Source organism: Rhizobium sp. 01N424, assembly GCF_056399485.1.
The window spans coordinates 170573-188668 of record NZ_JBFTRK010000002.1; the positions used below are offsets into that span (position 1 = coordinate 170573).

Genomic DNA, 18096 nt, shown 5'->3' on the forward strand with positions numbered 1-18096 from the left:
CCGGCAACGACCCCTTGATGGCTAGGTTAGCGGTAACCATCCAAGTTCATCTTATGCAATCTGCAGCCACATAAAACTTGGCCGTTTGTGCGAGCGGCACATCCTTCCAGCCAGCAGCATCGCTGAAAAGGAGAAGCTACTCCCGCCAATGCTTCTTCACCCACGGCGTAGGGCGTATGAAGTGCCGGAGGTGGGAGAACACACTCTCGCCGCCGCGAGACGTCCTGTTGACGATCCGTGAAAGGTGCTCGCGCGCATTGTCGGCAGCGCCGTCCCGATATTGGCCGGCTATCGCGTGTTCAGGCCGCAGCCCACGCGGGAAGATCACCACTTTGGCTCCGGATGGCAGCCGGGGGCCGAAGAAATAATTGAGCGGTGTCGGCCACCGGCAGTCCTGCCGGAAATGCAGCACCCAGCTGCGCGGGAAGAACTTCGGACCTCCCGGCACGTTCTTGGTAACGAACCGCTGCTCGAAACGATATTCGTCGGCGATCTTTTGCGGATTGGCAAAAAACTTGTCCTGCAGAGAAACCAGCTTGCCGACAGGAAACCGGAAAAGCGACGTCTGGCCAAGTCTCTCGAACGGGGTCGTCTGATTTCGGGTCATGACCACGTCATCTGGGCCGCCAACTTCGAAGAAGGCATCGAGCGAGCCGACAATCACCAGATCGAGATCCAGGAAGAGGACGCTGCCTTTCAAGTTCCCCAACGTTGGTCCCCAGAGGCGCGACTTGTTCCAGATCCCGGGCGTATTGATCGGCAGGCTCGGGATGTTGAGCGGCGGCAGATCCTCGCAGAGGATCTCGGGATGCAGTCCCTCGCGGCTATCCGTGAAGCAGGTGAAGGTAAAGGGCGGCGTGATGTTGCGCGCAACCATCGCATAGAGACGGTTGATATAGGCCGGGCCGAACATCGTGCCCCAACTGATGCAGATGACCTGCTTCACGCCATTGCTGCCATCCAAGACGCCTGTCATTCCTGCTCCATAAGTCATCGCGCGCGTTGTCCCGGTGCGTATCAACCTATCAGCATCCTGTGAAGACCGGTGAGAGCGAATTTAGGCATCCGCGGGAAACGGTAATCCCGATCCGCTCTGATTATTGCTGCACCGGCACGCCCGGCAGCGTGTCGAAATTCAGCTTGTTGCCGCTGACGGGCGGTGCCGGATCGACCAGTTGCCCTTCGGCACGGCGCTGCGCTTCCGCGGCAGCGGCCGCCTTGGCGTCAGCTTCTGCCTTGGCTCTCGCATCGGCTTCCGCCTTCTGCCGGGCAGCCTCCTCCGCAAGCGCTCTCAGGCGGTCTTCCTCGGCCTTGCGCTCAGCCTCGATCGCCGCTGCTCTGGCGCGCTCGGCGTCGTTGAACTTATAGAGGGCCACTTCGCGGCGCAGCCGCTGCTTTTCCAGTACGTTGGCCTGCAGCCGCTCGACGCGGCGGCGTTCGCGCTCGAAGGCGCGCAGCGACAGGTAACCGGTGATGTCGGTGACATCCATCGTCCGGCCGGGCGATGCCAGAAGGCCGGAGAAATCAAGCCGCAATGCCGGGTCGGCACCGGACAGCGCCTCGTTGCCGGGGTTGAGGCCGATATCGAGCGAGGCGTTCACCCGCTCCTGCGGCAGATCGATCTGCGCATTGCCGGTGACCTTGGCAAGATCATTGGCGACGGTGACGTTCTGCACGCGCAGCACGCCGTCGGTAATGTTGAAGGGAATACCCAGCGGCGGCAGCTTTGCCTCACCGTTGTTCAGCAGCGTTTCGACGATCGGATGCACCTTGCCGGCGTTCAGCTGGTCCTTCATCGGATCGGTGGCCGACAGCAGCGGCGCAAGGATCGCAAGGTTCAGGCCGCGCACGTTGGTCTCGCCCAGCCGAAGCTCGCCCGAGCCGGTCAGCGAACTCGCAAGCTCCGTCATCGTCTTGCCCGAGGCTTCCGAGCTCATCGACAGGCCGAACTTGCCGCTGGCAACAGGCGTTCCATCGCGCGCCCAGATCACACCGCCGAGATCGGCATCGGCAAGCGCCAGCTTGGTCTGGAAGAACCCGGTTCCGTCGGCATTGGTGAAGAGCATATTGCCGGAAAGCTTGCCGCCGTCCCAGTTGCCCTGCATGCCGTTCAGCTGCAGCTCGTCGCCCTTGTAGGCAATGGTGCTCGAAAAATCGTTGATCGCGCCGGACCAGCCCGGCCAGAACTGTTTCGCCGAGAACTTCAGATTGACGTCGGTGTCCTTGAACACCGGCTGTCCGAGACCCTGTGTCGTCAGATTGCCGGTCGCAGCATCGGTCATCGGCCCGTAGACGGTCTCGCCAAGCCAGATCGCATCCGCTCGGTCGAGCGCCAGGTCACCCGTCGCCGTGGTCTTGTCAGCCTTGCGGTCAACGGTCAGCCCGCCGGAAAACTTGTTGTCGGCGGCATGCCCTTTGAGATCGGCAAAGACGATCTTACCGCCATCGATGGTCGCCGTCGTCTGCAGCCCGAACGGCAGGCCGGTTCCGAGCTGCGGCAGCGCGATGCCGTTCATGATCAGGTATGGGTCGAGATCGGCGCTCTCAAGCGATATGCCGATCTGGCCGTTCATGAAGTTTTCCGGGCGGACATCGACCTTGCCGCTGGCGGTGAACGACGTCCGGTCGGTCGCAAAGGCCAGCGATGCATCGGCGGGATCCGAGTCGGTAACTTGAACCTTCAGCGACAGCCTGCCATTGGCATCGGCCTCTACAGGCAGCGGATCGAGCCCGGCCTGACCGAAGAGCACGGCCGTGGTCGCATTCTCCAGCGTCCCTTCCAGGCTGGTCGTCCCCTTGCCTGTCAGCGCCAGAAGATCGGACATCCGGTAATCAAGATTGACCCGGCTGCCATTCGAAACACCGGCGAGCGTCAGCGTCAGCCCGTCGCCCTGATCGCCGCCGAGCGTCAGCGCTCCGCGCAGCGCCGTGTTGGTGTACCAGGCGGCATTGCGCACCAGCCGGTCCATTACGGGATGACCAGGCAGATGCTCCTTCAGCATGGTGAAGAACGGGCCGGGGTCAGCCGATTTGAAGGTGATCTCGCCGGAGCCTTTGTAGTCGAGCAGCGAGCCTTCGGCGCGGCCGGTGGCAGTCAATTCCGCACCGGCAAAATTCTTAACCGCCAGCTTTTCGATCGCCAGTGCGCCATCGGCAATCGTGAAATTGGTCTCGACATTCGCAGCCTCGACGCCGAAAGCGGTAAACTTGTCGACCTTCAGCTGCGCGGTGATCTTGTGATCGAGCACGTTGTCGCCGCCGTCCTGGCCGGTGAACAGCCCGGTCAGCGCCCGCAGCGCATCGAGATCGAGCGCATCGCCGCCGAGCGCCACGTTCAGCGATGGCGTCTGGTCCTTCGGTGCCAGCCGCTCCAGCCTGCCCTTCAGCGTTGCCGGACCAACGGCGATCTCCAGATTGTCGAAAGCCTGCCTATGGTGGGTCAGGCTGACATCCGCCGAGAAGCCGGCCTGCCGCAACTGACGGATCGACGGATCGACGGAACCGGCAAGCCATGATGCAAGCCCGCTCGGCTGGTTGGATGCCACCGTCACGTGCCCGTTGAAGGACGGCTGACCACGCAGCGCAAGGCGCCCCGTGCCTTCCACCTGCGTGCGGCCGGGCAGCGTTCCGACCGCATCGTCGATCGTCCAGCCGTCGCCGGCCGGCTGCAGGTCGAGCTGCACGTCGCGGATCGTCGTATCGCCGGCAACGATCGCCGGTAGCCGGACGCTCGCCTTGCCGGGCACCTGCGGGATCGGCACCTGGGCAACGATATTGATCAGCGAATTGAGACGCTGGCGGGCCGACAGGCCAGGATCGCGCGCCGTCTTGCCGCCGGCGCCCTGATTGCCGATCCTGTTGACGTCGATCTGCTGGCCATTGGCGATCAGCAGGAATTCCGGCGCACTGCCGGTATCGAGCGTCGCTTCGCCTGTTATCACATAGGGATCGTCCGTCGAGCCAATTTCCAGCCGGTAATCAGGCACGCGGATGCGCTCGTTGGTCAGTTCGAAGCGACCCTTGACGCGAGGGGGCGGCGCGGTCTTGTCGCTCTTCGCCTGCCCGCGGTTCTCGATCGCCGCCGACATCGTGCCCTGATAATTCGGCTTGCGATCGACGAGCTTCAGCTCACCATCAAGATCGACGCTGACGGGGTGCTGATCCGGAACCAGCCGGGTGCGGACCTTCAGCGCACCGTTTTCATCCGGCTGACCGCTGGCGATCACGAAACTGCCATGCTCGCCATCGAGCGTCGCATCACCATCGATCCGCCAGGGACCGGCAAGCGATTTCGCCGACATCTCGGCATTGAGGCCAGTAATATGGCGCGAGCGGCCGGACTGATCGTCGATGAACTGCACGTCGCCGCCGCTGACATGAACGTTTTCGAGCACGACTGTCTTGGCCGGGATCTCAGACTGGCTGCCGCGCGTCCAGTCCAGCGTTCCGTCTTTCTGCAGCCGCAGGCGGATCTTCGGATTGACGACCCGCATGTCGAAAATCAGCGCTTCGCCCGACAGGAAAGGCGCCAGCTCTGCATCCATCGAAAACTGCTCGACCTGCACGATCGGCTGTCCATCGGGCTCCTGGCCGACACGCACGTCATGCAGCGTCACTGACGGAAACGGCAGAAGCCGCGCATCGACGGTGCCATGCACGGTGACTTTCTTGCCGATGATGCGGCTTGCCTGATCCTCGAAATTCTTGCGGAAATCGGTCCAGTCTATGAATAGCGGTGCGAATAGCGCCACAACGAGCACTACGACGATCACTCCCCCTAGAAAGACGAGGAACCGGCCTATCAAATCAAGGATTCTCCATTCGGAATTCTGTTGCCGACACTACTGTTATTCATGCCGGTAGCAAGACCGAAGATCATGAGATTGTTCCGTTTTCAGCCGAGATGGAAAATCTTGCCGGGGTTGAAGATATTGTCCGGATCGAGCGAGCGCTTGACCTGCCGCATCAGATCGACGGTGCCGCCGAGTTCCTGTTCCAGAAATGACATCTTCCCCTGCCCGATCCCATGTTCGCCGGTGCATGTTCCATCCATTTCGAGCGCCCGGGCATTCAATCGCGCCACGAAATTCTCGACGGCCGAAATGCCCTCGCTGGTCTTGTCGTCGAAAAGCACAAGCACATGAAAATTCCCGTCGCCGGCATGCCCGACGATCATCGCCAGCAATCCGTTCGCTTCGATATCTGCCTGCGTCTCGGTGATGCAATCCGCCAGCCGTGAGATAGGAACACAAACATCCGTCGAAAGTGCGGCAAGCTCGGGCGCCAGCGCCCGCGAAGCCCAGTAGGCGTTATGGCGGGCCTTCCAGAGCTTGGCGCGCTCTTCGGCATTGACGGTCCACAGGAATTCGCCGCCGCCGCATTCGGTAGCGATCTCGGCAAACTGCTGCGATTGCAGCGCGACGGTCTCGTCGGTACCGTGGAATTCCAGAAACAGCGTCGGCGTTTCCTCATAGTCGAGGTTCGAATAGGCGTTGCAGCACCTGATCTGCAGCGCATCGAGAAGCTCGATGCGGGCGACCGGAATGCCCATCTGAATGGTCATGATGACAGCGTCACAGGCTGCCTTGATCGTGGGGAAAGAGCAGACACCGCCGCCGATCTTCTGCGGAATGCCCTGCAGCCTGAGCGTCACGGATGTCAGGATGCCGAGCGTCCCCTCGGACCCGACAAAGAGCCGCGTCATGTCGTATCCCGCCGAAGACTTGCGCGCGCGGCGCGCGGTGCGGATTTCCTCGCCATTCGCGGTGACGGCTGTCACCGACAGCACGTTGTCCTTCATCGTTCCGTAGCGCACGGCGTTGGTGCCTGAGGCGCGCGTCGAGGCCATGCCGCCGATCGAGGCATTGGCACCCGGATCGATCGGAAAGAACAGGCCTGTATCGCGCAGATAGACGTTGAGTTCTTCGCGGGTGATACCAGGCTCGACGGTGCAGTCGAGATCCTCGGCATTGACTTCGAGAACACGGTTCATCCGGCTGAAATCGATCGAGATGCCGCCTGAGGGCGCATTCACCTGCCCCTCCAGCGACGAGCCGGTGCCGAAGCCGATCAGAGGTACTTTGTGCTCCGCGCAAACCCTGACGGTGGCTTTCACATCATCAGCGGTCTCGGCAAAGAGAACGCCATCAGGCAGCTGCGCCGGAATATAGGTGGTCGTGTGGGCGTGCTGGGCGCGAAAGGATTCGCCGGTCTGGAAGCGCTCGCCGAAGCTCTGTTTGAGGATGCCGAGAACGGCGGCGATCCCCGCCTCGTTGCGCAACCCGGATTTCGCGTCCTTGAGAGCCATCCCGTTGATCTCCAATACATTCCACCATCGACAGGCAGGCTGGTATGAGACAACTGGGAAGACATGTCCAGTCAAGATTGACCGCAATCAGGATGATGAAGGGGCGGCCTTTTGCATGAGGCCGCCCGCGCTACGAGCAGTCAGACGATCGGCGGATTGAGCCGGGCAAAGCCTTCCTGCCTACGGTACGGGAAGTAGGGATAGGGCGCCGTCTGCGCGCTGACGCTGTCAAGCCTGCCGATCTGCTCCTTGGTCAATGACCAGCCGACGGCGTCGAGGTTCTGGCGAAGTTGCGCTTCGTTGCGGGCGCCTATGATGACGCTAGAGACGGTCGGGCGGCTGGTCAGCCAGTTGATGGCGATCTGCGGCACCGTGCGGCCGGTTTCCGCTGCGATCGCTTCGAGCACATCCACAATGTCGTAGAGCTTCTCGTCGTCAACCGGCGGGCCGAATTCCGCCGTCTGATGCAGGCGGCTGCCTTCGGGCAGCGGCTGGCCGCGGCGGATCTTGCCGGTCAGACGGCCCCAGGCAAGCGGGCTCCAGACCAGCGCGCCGACGCCCTGGTCGGCACCGAGCGGCATCAGTTCCCATTCATAGTCGCGGCCTGCCAGCGAGTAATAGACCTGGTGCGCGACATAGCGCGGCTGGCCGTTGGCGTCAGCGGCGGCGAGCGATTTCATCAGCTCCCAGCCGGCGAAATTGGAGACACCAGTGTAGCGCAGCTTTCCGGCCGCGATGAGACCGTCGAGGGTGGCCAGAACCTCCTCAACCGGCGTGGAAGCATCGAAGGCGTGCAATTGCAGCAGATCGATATAGTCGGTGCCAAGACGGCGGAGCGCGTCGTCGACAGAGCGGATCAGACGCGACCGCGAAGTCCCCCAGTCTGCCGATCCGTCGCCGGTGGGCAGCCCGGTCTTGGTCGAGATCAGCACCTGATCGCGCTTGCCGCGGATCGCCTGCCCCAACACCTCTTCCGAAGCGCCAGCCGAATAGACATCGGCGGTGTCGAACAGATTGACGTCGGCCTCGAGGCAGATATCCACCAGCCGCCTTGCCTCGGTGGCATCGGTATTGCCCCAGGCGCCAAACAGCGGCCCGGATCCGCCAAAGGTGCCGGCGCCGAAGCTGAGCACCGGAACGCGCAGGCCGGATCTGCCGAGATTTCTGTATTCCATGGTCTTTCTCCTGTTGCTCCAGCAGAGATAGACACTGCCATTACCGCGATATAGATTGCCGCAAAGAAACTCATCTATGACTTGAATTCATCATGAGCAGACAGGACATCAACCGCTCGGGCGAAATGGAAGTCTTCGTCCGGGCCGTCGAACTCGGCGGATTCTCGGCGGCCGCCGCGGCCTGCCGCATGACGCCGTCAGCCGTCAGCAAACTGATGACTCGCCTCGAAGCCCGGCTCGGTACACGCCTGATCAACCGCTCGACCCGCAAGCTGCAACTGACGCCCGAGGGAACCGCCTTCTACCAGCGCAGCGTCACCATCCTCGCCGATATCGCCGAGGCCGAGCGCTATGCCTCGGCTGGCGAGCAGGCGACTGGCCCAATCCGCATCAATACCAGCGGCTCCTTCGGCAATCATATCCTCGCACCGCTGGTGCCGCAGTTCATGGCGCTGCATCCCGGCATCACCCTCGACATCACCCAGACAGACCGGATCGTCGATCTGATGGAAGAACGCGCCGACGTCGCGATCCGCGCCGGTCCGATGAAGAGCTCCAGCCTCGTCGCCCGCAAGCTTGGCAGCACGCGCAATTTCATTGTCGCCTCGCCGGACTATCTTGCCCGGCATGGCGAGCCGAAATCCATCGCTGATCTCGAAAAGCACTGCCGCGTCGGCTTCTCCTATTCGCGCGCCATTCAGGGCTGGCCGCTCATCAGCGATGGCCAGACGGTCAACGTGCCGGTAACGCCCGGCGTGCAGGTCAGCGACGGCGAAGCAATGCGCCATATGGCGCTCGCCGGCGCAGGCATGGCCCGGCTCGCGGCCTTCACGCTACGGCAGGACATTGCCGCTGGGAGACTTACCGTCGTCATGGAAGCCTTCAATCCCGGCGATATCGAGGATTTCTATGCCGTCTATATCGGCCAGGGCGGCCCGCTTCCCGCCCGCGTTCGCGCCCTCCTCGATTTTCTGGCTACCCACGCCAAGCTATGAGCCCCTCGCGGCTAGCTCGAAAAGGCGAATTGGCAGAGGCCGCAAAGCATAGTTGTGTTCTTCCCGGCAACGGAGGGACACCGAGATGCAAGCCAAGACCAACCCGAAAATGAGAGGAATGACCGTTCTGTCGTCGACAGGAGCGGTCCTTGCGATGCTGACATCGCCGGCAAGCGCCGAGACCAAGACGGTGACGACAAAGCCGACGGCGGCGACGATGACGCCGGGAGAGCCGGTGCTGTTCGACGACAAGACCTGCCCCGCCGGGATGATCGCAAAGTTCACCAAAGCGAAAAGAAACAACAACATCAGCAAGAAATGCGTTCATAAGTGAACGGACACGCCGCTCGACTCACACGCATCGCGTGCCACCGGTGATGGTGGCGCGCAATGCCAGATTTTGCAGTTGACCCTGACGCGCGCTGACAAATATACCGGCACTGCGCCCCGGCATCCCCCGCCGGTCTGAGAAGTCATGCCGATCCCTGCCTTCAATCGCCCCGCGCGGTAAACCCGATCGGCCAACAAGATCGCATCAATGCCGTTCAAAGCCCTTGCCAGCGTCCTGCCTTCAAGAGCGAGCCTGCCCCGCTGGGCGATCCTGCTGGCGTTTTCGACGCTTCTGGTTCTCGGGCTGGAAATGCTCGGCCTGCCGGCATCGCTGCTGATCGGACCGATGGTCGCCGCGATCGTTCTCGCGTTGACCGCCTCGAAATCGCAGCTCCGCGTCCCGCGCTGGCCGCTGCTCTTCGGCCAGGCACTCGTGGGCTTCCTGATGGCCCGCGCGATTACCGTCGATATCATCCAGACAATGGCCGACGACGCCCTGCTCTTCCTGTCGATGATCTTCTCGATCATCGCTGCCGCGGGTCTGCTCGGCTATGTCCTGACCAGATGGCAGGTCCTGCCAGGCACGACCGCCGTTTGGGGCTCGTCGCCCGGTGCCGCCTCGGCGATGACCATCATGTCGGAAGCCTATGGTGCCGATGCCCGCCTGGTCGCATTCATGCAATATCTGCGTGTCGTCTTCGTTGCCGTCGCCGCCTCGGTGGTCTCGACACTCTGGGCAAGTGCGGAAGGCACTGAGCCGCCGCCGCTGATTTTCTTCCCGCCGATCGACTGGCCGGCTTTTGCCGCAACAATGGCGCTGACCTGCCTCTGCACCTATGCCGCCGCCCGCTTCCGCATTCAGGGCGGCACGATCATCCTGCCGCTGATCGCCGGGTCGACGCTGCAGGGCCTCGGCCTGCTCACCATCGAGCTGCCGCTCTGGCTGCTCGCCATCAGCTACGCCCTGATCGGCTGGAGCATCGGCCTGCGCTTCACGCCTTCGATCATCGCCCATGCCGCCCGCGCCCTGCCGCGCGTGGCCGCCTCGATCCTGACGCTGATGTCGATCTGCGGATTGATGGCCTTCGCGCTTCACAAGCTCGCCGGCGTCGATCCGCTCACCGCCTATCTGGCGACCAGCCCTGGAGGCGCGGATTCCGTCGCCATCATCGCTGCATCGAGCGATGTCGACGTGCCCTTCGTCATGGCGATGCAGGTCGGGCGTTTCCTGGTGATCCTGTTGACCGGCCCGATGCTCGCCCGCTTCATTGCGCGAAAGAGCGGACTGGCGATGAGCCGCGTCTGAGCGAGGCCCACTGCCCCGGCGTCATCCCATAGGCCTTCTTGAAATGCCGGTTGAGATGACTCTGGTCGGCAAAGCCGGTCGCAAAGGCAACCTCCGGCAGCTTCTCGCCTGCAATGATCAACGCCTTTGCCTGCTGCAGCCGCCGCATCAGCAGATAGCGGTGCGGACTGGTGGCGAAGGCGGCGCGGAAATGCCGGGACAGCGTGAACCGGTCGAGGCCGGTCACCGTCTCCAGTTCGCTGGAATGAACGGCGCGCGTCGCATGGGCCTCGAGATAGTCCCGTGCCCGCCGCGCCTGCCGCCAGGCGATCTTGCCGATCGGGCGGACCAATGCACCAGCGTGCCGCACCAGGCCTCCCGCCACGTCGGTCAGAAAATCGTCGACGAACAATCCGTCCAGCTCACCATCGAGATCGGCAAGCGCGCCGAGCAACACGCCAGCCAACGCCGCATCGCCGAAAACAGGCTCATCGACAAATGGCAGGCCCACCTTCTCCATCTCCAGACAGTCGGCGACCAGCGCCGGTTCGATATAGAGCATGCGGTATTGCAGCCCATCCTCGGTTCCCGCACCGCCGTCATGTTCCTCGTCCGGATGCAGCACGATCACCTGCCCCGGCATGCTGAAACGCCTCTCGCCGCGATAGCTGAAGGTCTGCACCCCCTTCATCGTCACGCCGATCGCATAGGTATCGTGCCGGTGCGGTTCGAAGGCATTGCCTGAAAATTGCGCCTCGATGCGCTCGATCCCCGGAAATGCCGGCGCGGTCAGGATCCCGTCGCCAGCAAGAGGCGCGCACAAATGTTCAAGACCCGCAAAGACCGTTGAATTTACATCCTCGCTCAAGGCTACCTCGAAACGCATCTGAAAGACTGGAACATGTTTGATACCAAAATTGCGATCGTCCTGCGAAACAATCTTGCATCCTGGCAGACGCTGAATGTCACAGCCTTCCTGATGAGCGGCATCGCCGGACGGCACCCGGAAATCCTCGGCGAAGCTTACAGGGACCGCGCCGGAAATCTCTACAACCCGCTTTCCATACAGCCGATCATCGTGCTGTCGGCCGACGACGCGACGATATCAGCCGTTCACCGGCGATCTCTTGAGCGCGGCGTCGCGACGTCGATTTTCATCGAGGAAATGTTTGCCACCGGCCACGATGCCGCCAACCGCGCCGTCTTTGCAGAATTCGCGCCCGATGACGCCAAGGTCGTCGGCATCGCGCTGCGCGCCGACAAGAAGATCGTCGACAAGATCACCAAGGGCGCATCCATGCATGCCTGAACGAAAACGGCCGGGCGATGACCCGGCCGTCTGCAATCGAGAAAGACGAATCAGCCCTGGGTAACCGGAGCGATCTGGATTTCGACGCGGCGGTTCTGCGCACGGCCGGCTTCCGTCGCGTTCGATGCGACAGGCTGCGACGGACCGAAGCCCACGGCCGAAACGCGCCGCTGATCGATGCCCTGACCGCCGAGATAATCGGCAACAGAAAGGGCGCGGCGCTGCGACAGATCCTGGTTATGCTGCAGGCTGCCGGTCGAATCCGTATGGCCGTTGACGTCGATGAGCGTGCGGTTGAACTTGCGCAGCACGATCGCGACCGAATTCAGCGTCTGATAGAAGCCCGGCTTCACCGCATCCTGATCGACGTCGAAGGTGATGTTCGACGGCATGTTGAGGATGATGCTGTCGCCGTTGCGGGTCACCGAGATGCCCGTGCCTTCGAGCTGCTGGCGAAGCTCCGCTTCCTGTTGGTCCATGTAGTTGCCGATCGCGCCACCGGCAAGCGCACCGACGCCGGCCCCGATCAGTGCCGCGTTGCGCGCACCATGGCCGCGTCCGCCGAGCGCTGCCCCTGCCAACGCGCCGCCAACGGCACCCAGCATCGCACCACCCGCGGTGTTCGACATCTTCTGCTCGCCCGTATAGGGGTCGGTCGTGGTGCAGGCGCTCAGATAGCTGGCGGCAAGCGCCAGAAGAAGGAATTTCTTGATCATGGGCAGAAGGCTCTCCGTTCGAAGCTGACCCGAGCAAATATTAAGGAATGCGGCAACAAGATGAATGCGATCATCCGATAGCCCAAAATTCTGGAAATGCACACGCAGGACTGCCAACTGTGCCCGGATATCACCAGTTTTACGAAGTGGCCTAACGCAAATCGCCCGGGATGACCCGGGCGATTCGATTTCAGCTTATAGAACTCAGATGCCCTGGAAGAGCTGGGTGATCGTGTTGTAGCTCGCATTGGCGATCTGCAAAGCCTGCAGACCGAGCTGCTTCTGCGTCTGCAGGGCCGCCAGCCGGCCGCTCTCCTCTTCCATATTGGCGTCCACGAGGCGTCCGATGCCGGACGTGTAGGAATCGGTCAGCGACTTGGCGAAATCGTTCTGCAGATCGATACGCTTTTCGAGCGCCCCGAATGACGAGCCAACGGTCGTCATCTGCTTCAGCGCCGCATCGGTCACGCCGATCATATCCTTGATGTCGTCAGCCGAGCTATTGGCGTCGAGTCCGACCTCGACCTGACCGGCCGTATTTCCCTCTTTGCTGAACATCATCACGTAATTCTTCGCGGCGCCAAGCTCGGTCGCAAAATGATCCGTGGTCAGCGCCCCATATTCACCGGTGCCGCCGGCGCGGTCGTCGACCATGTAGCGGGCGTCCTGAGAGGTCGTCACACCAGTGGACGGCATATCGATGTGATAGGTGAGCGTCGAGACCTTGACCGATCCATCATCGCCACGAATGAACGCCGCCGGGATCTCCTTCGGCTTCGTCGGATCGTCTTCGTCGGTCAGAACCACCCAGTTGTCGCCGTTGAAGCTCGCAGCTTCAGACACCGAGCGCAGCTGCGCCTTCAGCTGGGTAATCTCATCGTTGATCTTGGTCTTGTCGACACCGTTCTCGGTGGCCGCAACCAGCTTCGATTTGATCGTGGAGACGATCTCGATGGCGCTGGAAACCGCGGTATAGGCGACCCCCATGGTGGCCGCCGCCATGCCCAGCGCGTCCTGGATCGCGCCGTTCGCCTTGTTGTCGGTGCGGACGGTCGTGGCAATCGCCCAATAGGCACCGTTGTCCTTCGCCTTTTCGACGCGAAGGCCCGAGGAAACATGATTTTGTGTCGTGGTCAAATTGCGGTTGGTATCGCGCAGGATATGAAGCGCCGCATCAACCGATGTGCGTTGAAAGATACTCACAGAACTAGAACTCCGAACACAACTATACGCAACTAACTGACATGACCGGGTCCGCGAAACGTCATGTTCGGGCGCTGAAAATCAGCGGAAAATGCACCTCCAAAAACGCTGGAGGCATTGATCGGTCACGAGGCGATCATTGCCGCTTATACTTAAAAAACGGCTAACATTCGCAATTGATTCACGCTGTTTTGCAATTGCTCGTTGACTATAAAAAGGTGCCGCGGACGAGCCTCGGCACCTTCTCGAAATAGAGTTGCAATGCACTACTCGGCGGCCTGGAGCTGCTGCGGATCCGGCACCGGTTTCGGGCGCGCCGCATCCGACATTTCCTCGTGCAGCCGGGCCTCTTCATGGGCATGCGGCTTGGCGAAGCGGGCGATCAGAAGGTAAGCGACGGGGGTGATGAACAGCGTCACCAGCGTTGCGAAACCCAGCCCGCCGACGATCACCCAGCCAAGCGCGACGCGGGCTTCGGCACCGGCACCATGCGCAAAGACCAGCGGAACGCCCCCAAGAATGGTCGCGATCATCGTCATCATGACCGGGCGCAAGCGCAGCTCGCAGGCCCGCTCGATCGCCTCGCGCACCGCTACGCCATGATCGCGCAGCTGGTTGGCAAACTCGACGATCAGGATGCCATTCTTCGCCATGACGCCGACGAGCAGCACCAGGCCGATCTGGCTGTAGATATTGAGGCTCGATCCGGTGATGATCAACGCAAAGACCGCGCAGGCAAGGCCAAGCGGCACCGTCGACATGATGATCAGCGACGACAGTACGCTTTCAAACTGCGCCGCCAGCACCAGGAAGATGATGACGATCGCGAAGCCGAAGGTCAGCGCCATGCCGCTGGAATTTTCCTCCAGCGTCGCCGCTTCCGCCAGCGGCAGCAGCCGGGCGCCCGGCGGCAGCAGCGGCGTTGCGATCTCGGTGACCTGCTTGACGGCATCGCCGAGCGACATGCCATCCTTCAGACCCGCGGTGATCGCCACCGAGGCCAGCTGCGATTCGCGGTTCAGCTGCGGCGCCACCGAGCCTTCCTTCAGCGAGGCGATGACCGACATCGGCACGATCTTGCCGTCCCCGGTTTTCAGGAAGACGTTTTCGAGATCGGTCGGATCGTCGATCGGCCGCGTCGTCGAGGTCAGAAGCACCGGATAGGACTCACCATCAACGAACACATCGACCACCGAACGCCCCTCCAGCAGCGACTGGATCGCCGTCGAAAGACCGGTGATATCGATGCCTAGATCGGATGCCCGCTCGCGGTCGATCGCCACGGAAACCTGCGCCTGTGACGGCTCGTTGGTCAGGCGCGGCGTGTCATACTGGCCGGTGGCATCGAGTGCCTGGACAAGCTTCAGCGCCGAAGCCGTGAGATCGTCGTAATTGTTGCCGATCAGCGCCAGCTGCAACCCGTTGCCCGCACCACGGATGCGCAGGCTGTTCGACGAGATCGCGTTGCCGCGCAGCGCCGGAACGCGCGATGCCGCCTGGTTGATATCCTGAACGATCTCCGCCTGTGTCCGCTCGCGCTCGCCCCAGGGCGCAAGGGTCAGCACCATGAAGCCGCTATTGGCCTGGCCGCCCTGTCCCGAAATCGAGAAGACGTTGCGGATATCGCCGCTATCGACCAGCGGCTGCAGATACTCCTCGACGCGCTGCATCTTGTCGCGCGTATACTCGAGGCTGGAGCCCTGCGGCGCCGTCAGCCGCATCATCACCATGGCGCGGTCTTCATTCGGCGTCAGCTCGCTCTTGACCGTCGAAAAGGCGATCAGCGCCGCGCAGCCGAACAGCAGCGAAGCGACGATGACCACGAAAGGCGCATTCAGGCAGCGCTGCAGACCCCATTTATAGGTGTCGGCAAACAGCGTTCCGAAGCGGCCGAGCAGGCCATGATCTTCCTTCATCGGCTTGGTCAGCATCCGCGACGCCAGCATCGGGCAGAGCGTCAGCGCCACCAGCGATGAAAGGCCGACCGAGAAGGCGAGCACGAAGCCGAATTCGCGGAAGAGACCGCCCACCTGCCCCGGCAGGAATGACAGCGGAATGAACACGGCGGCCAGCGTTGCCGTTGTTGCGATGACTGCGAAGAACACTTCGCGGGTGCCGAGAACGGCCGCAGCACGCGGCCCCATCCCCTCGGAGCGCCGCCTGACGATGTTTTCGAGCACGACGATCGCATCGTCCACGACGAGGCCCGTCGCCAGCACGATCGCCAGCAGCGTCAGGATATTGATCGAGAAGCCGACCATATAGATCGCCGCCAGCGTGCCGATCAGCGCCACCGGCATGCTGACCGCCGGGATCAGCGTTGCCCGCCAGTCGCGCAGGAAGAGATAGATGACGGCGGTGACGATGACGGCAGCCAGAATCAGCGCCAGCTCGACCTCATGGATCGCGCCGTCGATGAACACGGCATCGTCGCTAGTAATGGCGATCTTGGTGCCCTCCGGCAGCGTCTTCGACAGCTGCTCGACGGCGGCGTGGATACCGGTCGAGATGTTCAGCGTATTCGATTGCGCCTGGCGGATGATGCCGAGACCGATGCCCGGATTGCCGTTGGAGCGCAGCGCGGTTTCGCCGTCGCGCGGTCCGAGCGTGACGGTGGCGACATCGCCGAGCCGGACGCGATCCTGCAGGATGACGTTCTGGAAATCCTCCGGCGTCTGCAGATTGGCCGTGGCACGTACGACGATATCCTGCGTCGTGCTTTTCAGCGAGCCGGCAGGCACGTCAAGCGCCGAATTGGCGAGCGCCTGCGTCAAATCCCCGACCGTCAGGCCGCGGCTAGCCAGTGCGCTCTGATCGACATCGACACGGAACACCTTCTCCTGGTCGCCATATTCCTCGACGTCGGCAACGCCATCGACGGAAGCGAGCCGGTCGACGATCTCGTTTTCGACGAGCAGCGTCAGGTCGTCCATGTTGAGCGTGCTGGATGTCACCGCGAGGCGCATGATCGCCTGCGAATCCGAATCCGCCTTGACGATCTGCGGCGCATCCGCGTCATCGGGCAGGTTCTGGGTGATGCGGCCGATCGCGTCGCGCACGTCGTTGGCGGCAACCGCCAGATCGATGGAATCGGAAAACTCCAGCGTCACCCGGCTCTGGCCGAACTGCGACTGCGAGGAGATCGACTTGAGGCCGCTGACGCGAGCAACCGCGCCCTCGATCACCTTCGTCAACTCCTGATCGATGGTCTGCGGCGAGGCGCCATCGAATGTCGTGCGCACGGTGACGACGGGACGATCGACGTCAGGCAGTTCGCGCACCTCGACGCCGACATAGGCGGCAAGGCCTGCGACGACCATCAGTGTATTGAAGACCAGCGCCAGGATCGGTCGGCGCACGAAGAGCGCAGTGAAACTCTGCTTGCCGGAGGCGCGCTCGGGAATCTCGGTCACGCTCATTGGGTTGCCACTCCGTTGCTGGAGRCAACCTCGTTGCTGACGCGCACCGCTCCGCCCTCACGTACCCGCTGCAGGCCCTGGGTGACGATCGCGTCGCCATCCTTGATATCGGCCTTGACGAGAACAAAGTCCGGATTGCGCTGCACGATGCTGACGCGCACCTTGTGCGACTTGCCATCGCTTACCTGCCAGACGAAGGAGCCCTGCGAATCCCACTGGACCGACAGCGGATCGACCGCCGGATATCTGTCGCCCGCAAACTTCATGCCGACATTGAAGGACATGCCGGCGCGAAGCTCGTCAGATGTATTGTCGATACGCGCCCGGATCCGCAGCGTGCGGCTGGCGGCATCGATACGGTTGTCGACCGCCTCGACCGAGCCAGAGAACACTTGGCCCGCCCGCGCAACCGAAGTCGCATCGACTGGCTGGCCGACAGACACCGTGTTGGCGAACCGCTCCGGCACCCAGAAATCGACGAGGATCTCGCTGCGGTCATCGAGCGTCACGATCGGCGTGCTTGTCGTGACGTTGTCGCCGATATTCACCGGCACGATGCCGACGATGCCGTCGATCGGCGCAACGATATTGCGGCGCGTCAGGTTAAGATCGGCGGCCTGCAGCTGTAGCCGTGCACCCTGCTCGGCGATCTCCGCATCGAACACATCCATGCGCGACACGCTGGACTTGATGTTGTGGTAGAGATTGGACTTCTCAAGCGCTGCCTTCAGCGCCACTTCGGCCTGGCCCTTTGCGATCACCTGCTCTTCGCTGTCGAGCGTCGCCAGAACCTGACCGGCCTTCACCTTGTCGCCGGACTTGATGTGGATTTCGCGTAACGTGCCCGTCGCCTGCGGTGTCACGGCGACGGAGCGGATCGCATCGCCGGTGCCGATGGCGCTCAACTGATCGTTGACCACACCCTGCACCACGGCCTGGGTCACCACCAGCACGGCGCCGTTTCGTCCGCCGCCATTGCGCCGGTTGCCGCCCTCACCGCGGCTCTGGCCTTCGCCGGCCGCTGGCGCCGCTGCATCCGCGGTTTTCTCCGAAGAGGAAATCTTTGAAACGAGACTTTCGGGAACCCCGGCATTTCTCAAACTGTCAGCCGAACCCGGCACAAAAAATATCCATCCGGCAAAACCGGCCGCAATCACGATAATAGAAAGAATAAACTGCTTCCAGAAAGCCATTCACGTCTCCAGAGGGACTCGAGGTTGGACCAGGGTCGGTCGAAAGAGGCGTATGGGGCAAGATTCCCGCCTGTCTGCGGCAATATCACCCCTTTACAAACCGGCTTCAAGCGTATCCGTCCGTCATTACAGAATTGTAATCTGGACGCGCCCCGGAAAGAGGC

The 18096-nt window shown here is 62.2% G+C and carries 13 protein-coding genes; 4 read left to right on the plus strand and 9 right to left on the minus strand.

Translation table 11 applies throughout. From position 1 onward, the window contains the following. Positions 1-136: 136 nt before the first annotated feature. The 4 genes from AC1DNK_RS06580 to AC1DNK_RS06595 form a co-directional block, all read right to left on the minus strand. Complete coding sequence (locus AC1DNK_RS06580; protein ID WP_477940107.1) at positions 137-976, minus strand: glycosyl transferase; 840 nt, start codon at positions 974-976, stop codon at positions 137-139. A 121-nt stretch (positions 977-1097) separates the two neighbouring features. Beyond that, positions 1098-4805, minus strand: coding sequence for an AsmA family protein (locus AC1DNK_RS06585; RefSeq protein WP_477940108.1), 3708 nt, complete (start codon positions 4803-4805; stop codon positions 1098-1100). An 89-nt stretch (positions 4806-4894) separates the two neighbouring features. After that, positions 4895-6307, minus strand: coding sequence for an FAD-binding oxidoreductase (locus tag AC1DNK_RS06590; protein ID WP_477940109.1), 1413 nt, complete (start codon positions 6305-6307; stop codon positions 4895-4897). Between the two features lie 140 nt (positions 6308-6447). Beyond that, positions 6448-7482: an aldo/keto reductase gene (locus AC1DNK_RS06595; protein WP_477940111.1), complete on the minus strand. Its 1035-nt coding sequence runs from the start codon at positions 7480-7482 to the stop codon at positions 6448-6450. Between the two features lie 92 nt (positions 7483-7574). Here AC1DNK_RS06595 and AC1DNK_RS06600 point away from each other — a divergent pair, with 92 nt between their 5' ends. The 3 genes from AC1DNK_RS06600 (at position 7575) to AC1DNK_RS06610 (ending at position 10113) form a co-directional block, all read left to right on the plus strand. Further along, positions 7575-8477 carry a LysR family transcriptional regulator gene (locus tag AC1DNK_RS06600; protein WP_112537726.1) on the plus strand — a complete coding sequence of 301 codons (903 nt, stop codon included), beginning with the start codon at positions 7575-7577 and terminating at the stop codon, positions 8475-8477. A gap of 85 nt (positions 8478-8562) precedes the next feature. Then, positions 8563-8811 (plus strand): DUF6719 family protein, encoded by a 249-nt coding sequence (locus AC1DNK_RS06605; RefSeq protein ID WP_310294668.1) that lies wholly within the window; start codon positions 8563-8565, stop codon positions 8809-8811. A gap of 204 nt (positions 8812-9015) precedes the next feature. After that, positions 9016-10113, plus strand: coding sequence for an AbrB family transcriptional regulator (locus tag AC1DNK_RS06610; RefSeq protein ID WP_477940113.1), 1098 nt, complete (start codon positions 9016-9018; stop codon positions 10111-10113). Here AC1DNK_RS06610 and AC1DNK_RS06615 read toward each other — a convergent pair. Continuing rightward, on the minus strand, positions 10073-10978 hold the full coding sequence (locus tag AC1DNK_RS06615) for an AraC family transcriptional regulator (RefSeq protein ID WP_477940114.1): 906 nt from the start codon (positions 10976-10978) through the stop codon (positions 10073-10075). The two genes, AC1DNK_RS06610 and AC1DNK_RS06615, sit on opposite strands and share 41 nt — an antisense overlap. A 15-nt stretch (positions 10979-10993) precedes the next feature. On the opposite strand from AC1DNK_RS06615, the gene AC1DNK_RS06620 reads away from it, so the two are divergent. Next, the gene (locus tag AC1DNK_RS06620) at positions 10994-11401 is read left to right on the plus strand and encodes a DUF2000 family protein (protein WP_112387019.1); all 408 of its coding nucleotides are present in this window, start codon (positions 10994-10996) and stop codon (positions 11399-11401) included. A gap of 50 nt (positions 11402-11451) precedes the next feature. Here the strand turns inward: AC1DNK_RS06620 and AC1DNK_RS06625 are convergent, their stop codons facing one another. The 4 genes from AC1DNK_RS06625 to AC1DNK_RS06640 form a co-directional block, all read right to left on the minus strand. Next, on the minus strand, positions 11452-12117 hold the full coding sequence (locus AC1DNK_RS06625) for a YiaD family glycine zipper/OmpA-like lipoprotein (RefSeq protein WP_112515899.1): 666 nt from the start codon (positions 12115-12117) through the stop codon (positions 11452-11454). Between the two features lie 204 nt (positions 12118-12321). Further along, complete coding sequence (locus AC1DNK_RS06630; RefSeq protein WP_112387017.1) at positions 12322-13320, minus strand: flagellin N-terminal helical domain-containing protein; 999 nt, start codon at positions 13318-13320, stop codon at positions 12322-12324. A 266-nt stretch (positions 13321-13586) separates the two neighbouring features. Then, positions 13587-16739 carry an efflux RND transporter permease subunit gene (locus AC1DNK_RS06635; protein WP_112537729.1) on the minus strand — a complete coding sequence of 1051 codons (3153 nt, stop codon included), beginning with the start codon at positions 16737-16739 and terminating at the stop codon, positions 13587-13589. Next, complete coding sequence (locus AC1DNK_RS06640; RefSeq protein ID WP_477940116.1) at positions 16736-17932, minus strand: efflux RND transporter periplasmic adaptor subunit; 1197 nt, start codon at positions 17930-17932, stop codon at positions 16736-16738. The genes AC1DNK_RS06635 and AC1DNK_RS06640 overlap by 4 nt, the downstream gene beginning before the upstream one ends. Positions 17933-18096 lie beyond the last annotated feature (164 nt).

What these genes read in the sequence shown, in the direction of transcription:
- AC1DNK_RS06595 (WP_477940111.1), bottom strand. Translation starts at nt 7,482, where the DNA reads ATGGAATACAGAAATCTCGGCAGATCCGGCCTGCGCGTTCCGGTGCTC.
- AC1DNK_RS06635 (WP_112537729.1), bottom strand. Translation starts at nt 16,739, where the DNA reads ATGAGCGTGACCGAGATTCCCGAGCGCGCCTCCGGCAAGCAGAGTTTC.
- AC1DNK_RS06610 (WP_477940113.1), top strand. Translation starts at nt 9,016, where the DNA reads ATGCCGTTCAAAGCCCTTGCCAGCGTCCTGCCTTCAAGAGCGAGCCTG.
- AC1DNK_RS06605 (WP_310294668.1), top strand. Translation starts at nt 8,563, where the DNA reads ATGCAAGCCAAGACCAACCCGAAAATGAGAGGAATGACCGTTCTGTCG.
- AC1DNK_RS06615 (WP_477940114.1), bottom strand. Translation starts at nt 10,978, where the DNA reads ATGCGTTTCGAGGTAGCCTTGAGCGAGGATGTAAATTCAACGGTCTTT.
- AC1DNK_RS06620 (WP_112387019.1), top strand. Translation starts at nt 10,994, where the DNA reads ATGTTTGATACCAAAATTGCGATCGTCCTGCGAAACAATCTTGCATCC.
- AC1DNK_RS06625 (WP_112515899.1), bottom strand. Translation starts at nt 12,117, where the DNA reads ATGATCAAGAAATTCCTTCTTCTGGCGCTTGCCGCCAGCTATCTGAGC.
- AC1DNK_RS06590 (WP_477940109.1), bottom strand. Translation starts at nt 6,307, where the DNA reads ATGGCTCTCAAGGACGCGAAATCCGGGTTGCGCAACGAGGCGGGGATC.
- AC1DNK_RS06600 (WP_112537726.1), top strand. Translation starts at nt 7,575, where the DNA reads ATGAGCAGACAGGACATCAACCGCTCGGGCGAAATGGAAGTCTTCGTC.
- AC1DNK_RS06580 (WP_477940107.1), bottom strand. Translation starts at nt 976, where the DNA reads ATGACAGGCGTCTTGGATGGCAGCAATGGCGTGAAGCAGGTCATCTGC.